The sequence below is a fragment of the Mycobacterium sp. E3198 genome (genome assembly GCF_001667015.1).
Taxonomy (GTDB): Bacteria; Actinomycetota; Actinomycetes; order Mycobacteriales; family Mycobacteriaceae; genus Mycobacterium.
In genome coordinates this window covers 1-8,819 of record NZ_LZIS01000209.1, presented here as the reverse complement: position 1 = coordinate 8,819, position 8,819 = coordinate 1, and the positions used below count along the sequence as shown (strand labels likewise).

The 8,819-nt window shown below is 70.6% G+C and carries 6 protein-coding genes, 1 pseudogene and 1 riboswitch; of the genes and pseudogenes, 3 read left to right on the top strand and 4 right to left on the bottom strand.

Features of this window, described 5'->3' with window-relative positions; genetic code table 11:
- Positions 1–122: 122 nt before the first annotated feature.
- Positions 123–1,589 (top strand): annotated as a pseudogene (locus A5673_RS22795) (cation-translocating P-type ATPase); the annotation flags it as partial.
- Here the strand turns inward: A5673_RS22795 and A5673_RS30365 are convergent.
- Positions 1,561–1,866 carry an Rv1535 domain-containing protein gene (locus A5673_RS30365; protein ID WP_255396655.1) on the bottom strand — a complete coding sequence of 102 codons (306 nt, stop codon included), beginning with the start codon at positions 1,864–1,866 and terminating at the stop codon, positions 1,561–1,563. The pseudogene A5673_RS22795 and the gene A5673_RS30365 sit on opposite strands and share 29 nt — an antisense overlap.
- A gap of 72 nt (positions 1,867–1,938) precedes the next feature.
- Here A5673_RS30365 and A5673_RS22790 point away from each other — a divergent pair, with 72 nt between their 5' ends.
- Positions 1,939–2,214: a hypothetical protein gene (locus A5673_RS22790; protein ID WP_156748508.1), complete on the top strand. Its 276-nt coding sequence runs from the start codon at positions 1,939–1,941 to the stop codon at positions 2,212–2,214.
- A gap of 59 nt (positions 2,215–2,273) precedes the next feature.
- Here A5673_RS22790 and A5673_RS22785 read toward each other — a convergent pair whose 3' ends face one another.
- From A5673_RS22785 to A5673_RS22775, 3 genes are read right to left on the bottom strand one after another with little or no spacing between them, the layout of a single operon-like run.
- Positions 2,274–6,077, bottom strand: a complete 3,804-nt coding sequence (locus tag A5673_RS22785) for a SpoIIE family protein phosphatase (protein WP_068237870.1) — start codon at positions 6,075–6,077, stop codon at positions 2,274–2,276.
- Positions 6,074–6,436, bottom strand: coding sequence for an STAS domain-containing protein (locus A5673_RS22780; protein WP_068237866.1), 363 nt, complete (start codon positions 6,434–6,436; stop codon positions 6,074–6,076). Before A5673_RS22780 ends, A5673_RS22785 begins: the two co-directional genes overlap by 4 nt.
- 38 nt (positions 6,437–6,474) lie before the next feature.
- A complete protein-coding gene (locus A5673_RS22775; RefSeq protein WP_068237863.1) occupies positions 6,475–7,155 on the bottom strand; it encodes a PAS and ANTAR domain-containing protein in 681 nt (226 codons plus the stop codon).
- A 68-nt stretch (positions 7,156–7,223) separates the two neighbouring features.
- Positions 7,224–7,333, top strand: a riboswitch (TPP riboswitch).
- Between A5673_RS22775 and thiC the strand changes: the two genes are divergently transcribed.
- On the top strand, positions 7,323–8,819 hold a 1,497-nt coding region (gene thiC / locus A5673_RS22770), incomplete at its 3' end, for a phosphomethylpyrimidine synthase ThiC (protein ID WP_068237860.1). Its footprint overlaps the riboswitch before it by 11 nt.

Sequence of the window (8,819 nt, the reverse complement as noted above, 5' to 3'; positions counted from 1 at the left end):
AGCGTCGCGACCAGCGGCATGCCCTCGGGGACCGCCGCGACCGCGATGGCGATGCCGCTGGCCACCGCCTGGCGCAGTCGGCGTCGGCGCGGCGGCTGACCAAGTTCGGCGCGCTGGTCCGCGTGCCGCGCTCGGTGGAGGCGCTCGGCCGCATCGACGTGGTCTGCTTCGACAAGACCGGAACCCTCAGCGAGAACCGGCTGCGGGTGGCGCAGGTCCGCCCGGCGCCGGGGCACTCGCCCGAGGAGGTGCTGCGCGACGCGGCGCACGCCGCGCCGGCCGCCAACGGCAACCCGCACGTGCACGCCACCGACGTCGCCATCGTCGAGGCCGCCAGGCGTTCGCTCAACGGCTCCACACCGGACGCCGAATCGGACGCTCACCTGCCCTTCCGCTCCGGGCGGTCGTTCTCCGCCTCGATCACCGGCACCGAGCTGACCGTCAAGGGCGCGCCCGAGGTGGTGCTGGCCGCGTGCGGGAACGTCGACAAGAGCGTCGAGGAAACGGTGTCCGAGCTGGCCACAGGCGGCCTGCGGGTGATCGCGGTGGCGCGGCGAAGGCTGACGGCGCAGCAGGCACGGGCGATCCAGGAGGATCCCGACGACATCGCGGGATTCTGCCGCGACGGGCTGACGCTGACCGGGTTCCTCGGCCTGTCCGACACCCCGCGCGCCGAGGCCGTCGGGCTGCTCGCCAACCTGCGCGACCAAGGGGTGGGCGTCAAGCTGATCACCGGCGACCACCCGATCACCGCGCTGGCCATCGCCCGCGAGCTGGGCCTGGCGGTGACCGACGAGCAGGTGATCAGCGGCGCCGAATGGGACTCGTTGTCGCGCAAGGATCAAGCCCGGGTGGTGACCGAGCGGGTCATTTTCGCCAGGATGACGCCCGAGAACAAGGTGCAGGTCGTGCAGACGCTCGAGGGTGCCGGGGTGCTCTGCGCGATGGTCGGCGACGGCTCCAACGACGCCGCCGCGATCCGGGCCGCCACCGTCGGCATCGGGGTGGTGGCGGGCGGCAGCGACCCGGCCCACATGGCGGCCGACGTCGTCCTGGTCGACGCCCGCATCGAGGCACTGGTGGAGGCGATCGCGGAGGGCCGCCAACTGTGGCAGCGGGTGCAGGCGGCGGTATCCGTGCTGCTCGGCGGCAACGCCGGGGAGGTGCTGTTCGCCGTCATCGGCAGCGCGATCACCGGCACCTCGCCGCTGAACACCCGGCAGCTGCTGCTGGTGAACATGATGACCGACGCGCTGCCGGCCGCCGCGCTCGCGGTCAGCGAGCCCAGCGGCCCGCTCGACTCGGGGCTACGCGGCCCGGATCAGCCCGCGCTGTGGCGCGCCGTGGCGATCCGCGGGGTCACCACGGCCGCGGCGACGACGGCGGCGTGGGCGATGGCGAGCGTCACCGGCCGCCCGCAGCGGGCATCCACGGTGGCGTTGGTCGCGCTGGTGGGTGCCGAATTGGGTCAGACGTTGCTGGATTCGCGGGCCCCGCTGGTGGTGCTCACGGCGGTGGGCTCGCTGGGGGCGATGGGAACGCTGATCAGTATCCCGGTGGTCAGCCAGTTGCTCGGCTGCACGCCGCTGGGTCCGGTCGGCTGGGGACAGGCCCTGGGCGCCGCCGCTGGGGCGACCGTCGGGGTAGCCGTTCTGAACCGTGTTGCGGACGGTTGGGGCACGCGGCTCCAGCCGGACACGCCGCCACCCGGACCCGACGCGCCCGCGACGAACGGTGAACCGCCCGATCGGAATGCCGAATCTCCACGACCCCGACCCGCCAGAGCAGCGCATAGAGTTCAATCAGAGGCACCTTCAGCACCGAGGCAATCGACGAAACTAGCGGATCGCCCCCGAGGTCGGTCATCGTCGACATAGGTCCGACGGTGGTCTCGCGACCCGGCGGGGCGGCAAACCCTTAGTTACTGGAAGGCAAATGATGGCCGAAAAGAAGACGCGCAGGGGGACCTCCCAGCGCGACGCGGTGCAGAAGATCCGCGAGGGCGAAACCTTCGTGGTCAACGTGCCGGTGGTGGGGCAGGTCGAGATCCCGCGCCCGGAGCAATTGGCCTATTACGGGGGCCTGGCCGCCCTGGCCGCGTTCGAGCTCATCGACTGGCCCGTCGCCCTGGTGATCGCCGCCGGGCACGTGCTGGCGAGCAACCATCACAACCGGCTCCTCGAAGAACTCGGCGAGGCGATGGAAGAGGTATAGGGCGATGGTGGCGACCCGCTACGCCCGGCTACGCCGCGCTTGCGATCGCCACGGGCCGCTCAGGCGCCGGCGACCGCGCGGTCGAACCGCAGGGTGACCCGGGTGCCGGCCGGGGTCCGTACGGTGTCGACGCCGTCGGCCAGCCCACCGATGAGGGTCAGCCCGCGGCCGCGTCGCCTGTTGCGCAGGCTGGCCGACGAATCGCCGGCCCAGCGCCCGCTGTCGCCGACGGTCACCGCGACCGCGTCCCCGTGCAGGAAGGCCTCGATGGTCACGGTCTTGCGGGGCTCACTGTGGCTGCCGTGCTCGATCGCATTGGTCACCGCTTCCCCGGTCGCCAGCAGGATGTCCTCCTCGCGGCCCGGCTCGACGGCGATGCTGTCCAACCAGGCCCGCAGCTGGCGGCGCGCGACGGGAATCTGGGCGGGCGCGGCGGGCAGCACCGTGGCGAAGCTGCGCGCGGCCGCGTGGCTCGGGCGCAACGCGAGCACCACGACGTCGTCGCGGTAGCCGGTCGGCGGCGCCAGCCGCGCCAGCAACTCGGTGCAGACCGATTCGACCGGCAGCTCGGCGCAGCCGGCGGCCGCGGCCTTCAGGCGGGCGAAGCCGTCGTCGAGGGACTCGCCGGGCCGCTCGATGAGCCCGTCGGTGTACAGCAGGATCATGCTTCCCGGTGTCAACTCGGCCGTCGCGGTGGCGCCGGCCGGGTGGGCATCCTCGACCGCCACCGGGGGACGGCGGCCCGACTCGAGGAAGACCGGATCGCCGTCGGCGGGGATCAGCAACGGATAGGGATGGCCCGCGCAGCTGTAGGTGACGGTGGCGCCGCCCGAGCCGGCTCCCGTGTCGACAAGCGCGTAGGCCACCGTCGCGCACCGCGCGCCGGTCACGCTGGCCGCGTACCTGTCCAGCGCGGCCAGCACCGCGAGCGGTTCGGCGGCGGTGAGCGCCGAGGCGGCCACCGCGGCGCGCAGCCTGCTCATCACGATCGCGGCGGCCAGGCCGTGCCCGACAACGTCGCCGACCGAGATCCCGATCAGGCCGGCGCGCCCGAGCGGGGTGACCGAGTACCAGTCGCCACCGACCCGCATCGCTTCGCCGGCCGGCTGGTAGACCGCCGCCACCACCGCGGCGGTCGAGCTGCGATCCAAATCGAGCAGGTGCTCCTGGAAGTCGACGGCGATCCGGTGTTCCCGCGCCAGCACCCGGACCCGGTCCAGCGCCGAGGCGGTCAGCTCGGCCACCCGCCTCAACGTCTCGAGCTCGGCGGGGTCGAACTGCCGCGGCGTGGGCCACAGCAGCAACAGCGCACCGACGACGCGACCGGTGTTGTCCCGCAGGGGACGCGCGACGCAGGCGCGCACGCTGGCGGCGGTGTCGCGCACGGCGTGCTGGTAGCGCGGGGGCAGGTCGAACGTGTCGGGGACGACCATCGGCTCGCCGCCGCTGATGACGTCGGCCCCGATCAAGGGTGAGTCGAGCGCGGCCACGTGGTAGCGGTCCCGCACTTCCCGGGGCAGGTCGCCGGCGTATTCGAAGCGGACGTGGTGCTCCCCGTCGAGCACCCCGATCGTCACCGCCGCGGGATCGCCCGAACTCGATGCGTGGCCGATCAAGGCGTCCAGAATGCCGGCCACCGAGTCGGTGGCCTGCAGGGCGGCGTCGAGGTGGACCAGGTCGAGCTGCGACTCGCGCCGCTGGCGGTCGCGCTCGCGGGCGATCGCCGACAACCGCGACGCCACCCGGTCGACCAGCTCCTGGGAGCGAAACGGCTTGGGCAGGTAGTCGTCTGCCCCGCCCGCGAAGCCTTCGTCGATGGCCTCCGTCCCGGCCCGCGCCGAGAGCACCAGGACCGGGGTGGCGGCCAGCGCCGGATCCGCGCGGATCGCCGCGACCAGGTCGAAGCCGCCCAGGCCCGGCATCATGACGTCGGTCACGACGGCATCCGGCTGCAGCTCTTTGGTGACGGCCAGGGCCGACTCGCCGTCGGCGACCAGGACGGTGTCCCAGTGGGCAGAAAGCACGCGGTCCAGGTGCGCGCGCATGTCGGCGTTGTCGTCGGCGATCAGCACCAATTGGCGGGCGCCGTCGGCCGCCGGGGGCGCGGCGGGCGCAAGCCACTGGCGCGCCTCGGCGACATACGGGTTGCTGTCGTCCGGCGTCGCGGCGAGCGGTTGGTCGACCGCCGCGCCCGCGACGGAACGCGGCAGCCGGATGGTGACCGTCGTTCCGCGATCCAGTTCGCTGTCGATCTTTACCGTTCCGCGTTGCAGTTCGACGAGCCCGTGCACCAGTGACAACCCGATTCCGGTGCCTTCCACGCTGCGCCCGCGCGTGTTCTCCGCCCGGTAGAAGCGCTCGAACAGGCGGTCCAGGTCCTCGATCGCGATGCCGACTCCGGTGTCGCGCAACGTGATCCGGCAGTCCGCGCCTTCGGCACGCACCTCGACCGAGATGGAGCCCGTCAGGGTGTATTTGACGGCATTGGAGAGCAGGTTGAGGACGATCGTTTCCCACATGCCCGGATCGATGTCGGCCAGCGCGGAATCGCAGTCCAGCAGGAGATCCAACCCGGCCCGCTGGCACAGCTCGGTGAACGACGAGGCGATGTGCTCGGTGAGCGCGCCGACGTCGGTGCACACCAGCTTCGCGTTCGCCCGGCCCGCTTCGATGCGGGAGAAATCGAGCAGCGAGTCGACCAGGCGCAGCAGGCGCCGCGCATTGCGTCCCGCGACGCTCAGCCGATCCGCCAGCACACTCTCGGGCGGCGCATCGGACAGCGCGTCATCGAGCGGCCCGAGCAAAAGCGTGAGGGGCGTGCGGAATTCGTGGCTGACGTTGGTGAGGAACGCCGTCTTGGCCCGATCCAGCTCGGCGAGCGCGTCCGCTCGCTGCCGCTGCTGCTCGTAGGAGACGGCGGACGCCAGCGCGGAGGACAGCTGGTCGGCGAGCAGCTGACAGAAGCCGCGGTACATCGAATCCAGCGGGCGCCGCGGGTTTGCCCCGATCACCAGCGCCCCGGTGCCCGCGCCCTCACCCAACGGCAACACCAGGGCGTCGCGCGGGCAGTTCTCGCCGAGAACGCCTGCGATGCCGGGTATCACGGCCTCCAACCCGTCGATCACGCGTGCGGCCGTCCGCGAACGCGGCGCCGCGCCCGGGCCCGTCAGCTCCGCCAGCGAGTGCGGCAGCAGCTCCCGGACCGAGGGTGTCGCCCCGCACAGCGCGCCGTCGAGGTACACGGCGATGAATGGCAGGTCCAAGGGCTGCGCGCCGCACACCGACACGGTGCTTTGGACGGCGTCGTCGATGCCGTGGGTTTCCATGACGGCACTGGCCACCGCATTGAGCAGGTAGAGCCGGCGCTCGCTCAACACCCGGTCGGTGGTTTCCCGGACGGCACAGAAGATTCCGTAAACGCCTCCGCCGCTGCCGATCAGCGGGCTGTAGCTGAAGGTGAAATACCGCTCCTCGGGCTGGTCGCCGGTCATCAGCGACAACATCAGGTCGTCTGACCACGTCGCGATGCCGGTGTCGATGACACTGGCGAGCATCGGGTGAATCTGCGCCCAGATTTCCCACCACACCTGCTCCGCCGGGCGCCCCAGGGCCGCCGGGTGCTTGTTGCCCAGGATCTGCGAGTAAGCGTCGTTGTACACCAGGAACAGGTCCGTCGGGCCCAGCCACAGCACAATGGGAAACCGCGACGTCAGGGCGACCGCGACCGCCACCCGCGCCTCGGCCGACCACTCGTCCGGTGCTCCCAGGGGGTGGTTCGCCCAGTCGAACTCGGCGAACCGGCGACCCATCTCGCCGCCCAGGGCGACAGCGGCCGCCAGATCAGCCGGCAGGCCGGGGTTCATTGCCGGCGGTCGCGCTGCAACGCGTCGGCCAGCGTCGGAGAGATGTCGAGGATGCGATCCAGCTCTGTCACCTGAATCGGGCGCAGCACCCGGTCGTGATCGGCTACCAGACGGACCGACGTACCGGCCGCCTTCCCTTCCTCGTGGCACTCGAGCATCGCGTTCAACGCCGCGCTTCCGAAGAAATTGACCGACTGCAGGTCGATGATGACCAGCCGCTCGGGGTGCGTCGCGGCAACCTGGAGCGCGGCGGTGAGGTGAGTGGCAAGCTCGCCGACGTTGCTGGAGTCGACATCACCCTTGACGCGCACGACGACCGCATCCCCATTGGCCTCGTGGCCGACCGCCAACACTTCCATGCCCTTCCCCGACTCCGTGTGTTCGCATACAGCGCTGGTTACCCAGCCGGCTCGTCGGGAATCCTTTCGTGCACTGTCAGCAACAAGTGGTCGAACTGACTTTGCGCGGCGGGCGCCGGCGGCATCAGCGTCGTCACTTCGTCGAGCAGTTGCTTCGCCAACGAGCGCAGCTTCACGTTGGTCTCCTGCGAGCGCCACTGCAGCACGCGGAAGGCTTGCGCGGCGCTGACCCGGTAGACGTACATCAGCACGCCCTTGGCCTGCTCGATGGCGGCACGGTTCTCGAACAAGTCCGGCAGGGCCGCGTCCAGCATCTCCTGCCGGGCCTCATCGAAGGTGTCCCCCAAGTCGATGTAATAGCCGGCGGTTCCGACCACCGCACCCGACTCGTCCAGCATCCGGTCGGCCACCACGATCGCGTCGTGTACGTTGCCCGAGGTGTCGAGGAACCGGTGCCGGCTGGAGAACGATTCCGCCGACTGCAACGCGTAGTCGAGCAACTCCTGGACGTGCGCGCGGTCGTCGGGATGCTTGTGCGACAGCAGCAGTGCGGTCGTCGGCTCCACGGTCCCGGGTTCGTAGCCGTGCATCCCGGCCACCTCGTCGGACCACTCCCACCGTTGACCGACGAACCAGAACCGGAAGGCGCCGACGTTCAAATGCCGGGCGGCGGCCTCGATTGCGCTGGTCGGCTGGTTGTGGTTACCCGCGGGTTGCACGTTTGCATCCTGCCATCCGGTGGGTATCCCGGGCTACCGCTTGAGGGGGTAACGTCGCGTGCGGACCATCCACAAGACGCGGGAGCGCACGCCGAGCGCGCTGAGAGGACGGCTGGGGCCGTCGACCGTAGGAACCTGACCGGGTAATGCCGGCGTAGGGAGATGAAATGACCGTCACCGTCGAACCGTCCGTCACCACCGGCCCCATCGCGGGCAGCAGCAAGGCCTACCGCGAGCTGGACGGGGTGCCCGGCGCCCGGGTCCCGTTCCGGCGGGTCCACCTGTCGACCGGAGACCACTTCGACCTCTATGACACGTCCGGGCCCTACACCGATCCGGACGCAGTGATCGACCTGGCGACCGGCCTGCCGCCGCGGCCCGGCGTGGTGCGCGACCGCGGCACCCAGCTGCAGCGCGCGCGCGCGGGCGAGATCACCGCGGAGATGGCGTACATCGCGGCCCGCGAGGAGCTGCCCGCCGAGCTGGTGCGCGACGAGGTCGCCCGCGGCCGCGCGGTGATCCCGGCCAACCACAACCACCCCGAGAGCGAGCCGATGATCATCGGTAAGGCGTTCGCGGTCAAGGTCAATGCCAACATCGGCAACTCCGCGGTGACGTCGTCGATCGCCGAGGAGGTCGACAAGATGGTGTGGGCCACCCGCTGGGGCGCCGACACGATCATGGACCTGTCCACCGGCAAGAACATCCACGAAACCCGCGAATGGATCCTGCGCAACTCCCCGGTGCCGGTCGGCACGGTGCCGATCTATCAGGCGCTGGAGAAGGTCAAGGGCGACCCGACGGAACTGACCTGGGAGATCTACCGCGACACCGTGATCGAGCAGTGCGAGCAGGGCGTGGACTACATGACCGTGCACGCCGGCGTGCTGCTGCGGTACGTGCCGCTGACCGCCAAGCGGGTCACCGGCATCGTGTCGCGTGGCGGGTCGATCATGGCGGCCTGGTGCCTGGCCCATCACCGGGAGTCGTTCCTGTACACCAACTTCGAGGAACTCTGCGACATCTTCGCGCGCTACGACGTCACCTTCTCGCTCGGCGACGGGCTGCGGCCGGGCTCGATCGCCGACGCCAACGACGCCGCGCAGTTCGCCGAGCTGCGCACGCTGGGCGAGCTGACCAAGATCGCGAAAGCCCATGGCGCGCAGGTGATGATCGAGGGGCCGGGGCACATCCCGATGCACAAGATCGTCGAGAACGTGCGGCTGGAAGAGGAGCTGTGCGAGGAGGCCCCGTTCTACACGCTGGGGCCGCTGGCCACCGACATCGCGCCGGCCTACGACCACATCACCTCGGCGATCGGCGCGGCGATCATCGCGCAGGCGGGCACCGCGATGCTGTGCTACGTGACCCCGAAGGAGCACCTCGGGCTGCCGGACCGCAAGGACGTCAAGGACGGGGTGATCGCCTACAAGATCGCCGCGCACTCGGCCGACCTGGCCAAGGGGCATCCGCGCGCCCAGGAGCGTGACGACGCGCTGTCGACGGCCCGCTTCGAGTTCCGGTGGAACGACCAGTTCGCGCTGTCGTTGGACCCCGACACCGCGAAGGAATTCCACGACGAGACGCTGCCCGCCGAACCGGCCAAGACCGCGCACTTCTGCTCGATGTGCGGGCCCAAGTTCTGCTCGATGCGAATCACGCAG

Bases quoted from the DNA above. Each gene is read 5' to 3' on its own strand.
- A5673_RS30365 (WP_255396655.1), bottom strand. From the start codon at position 1,866: ATGACCGACCTCGGGGGCGATCCGCTAGTTTCGTCGATTGCCTCGGTG.
- A5673_RS22790 (WP_156748508.1), top strand. From the start codon at position 1,939: ATGGCCGAAAAGAAGACGCGCAGGGGGACCTCCCAGCGCGACGCGGTG.
- A5673_RS22785 (WP_068237870.1), bottom strand. From the start codon at position 6,077: ATGAACCCCGGCCTGCCGGCTGATCTGGCGGCCGCTGTCGCCCTGGGC.
- A5673_RS22780 (WP_068237866.1), bottom strand. From the start codon at position 6,436: ATGGAAGTGTTGGCGGTCGGCCACGAGGCCAATGGGGATGCGGTCGTC.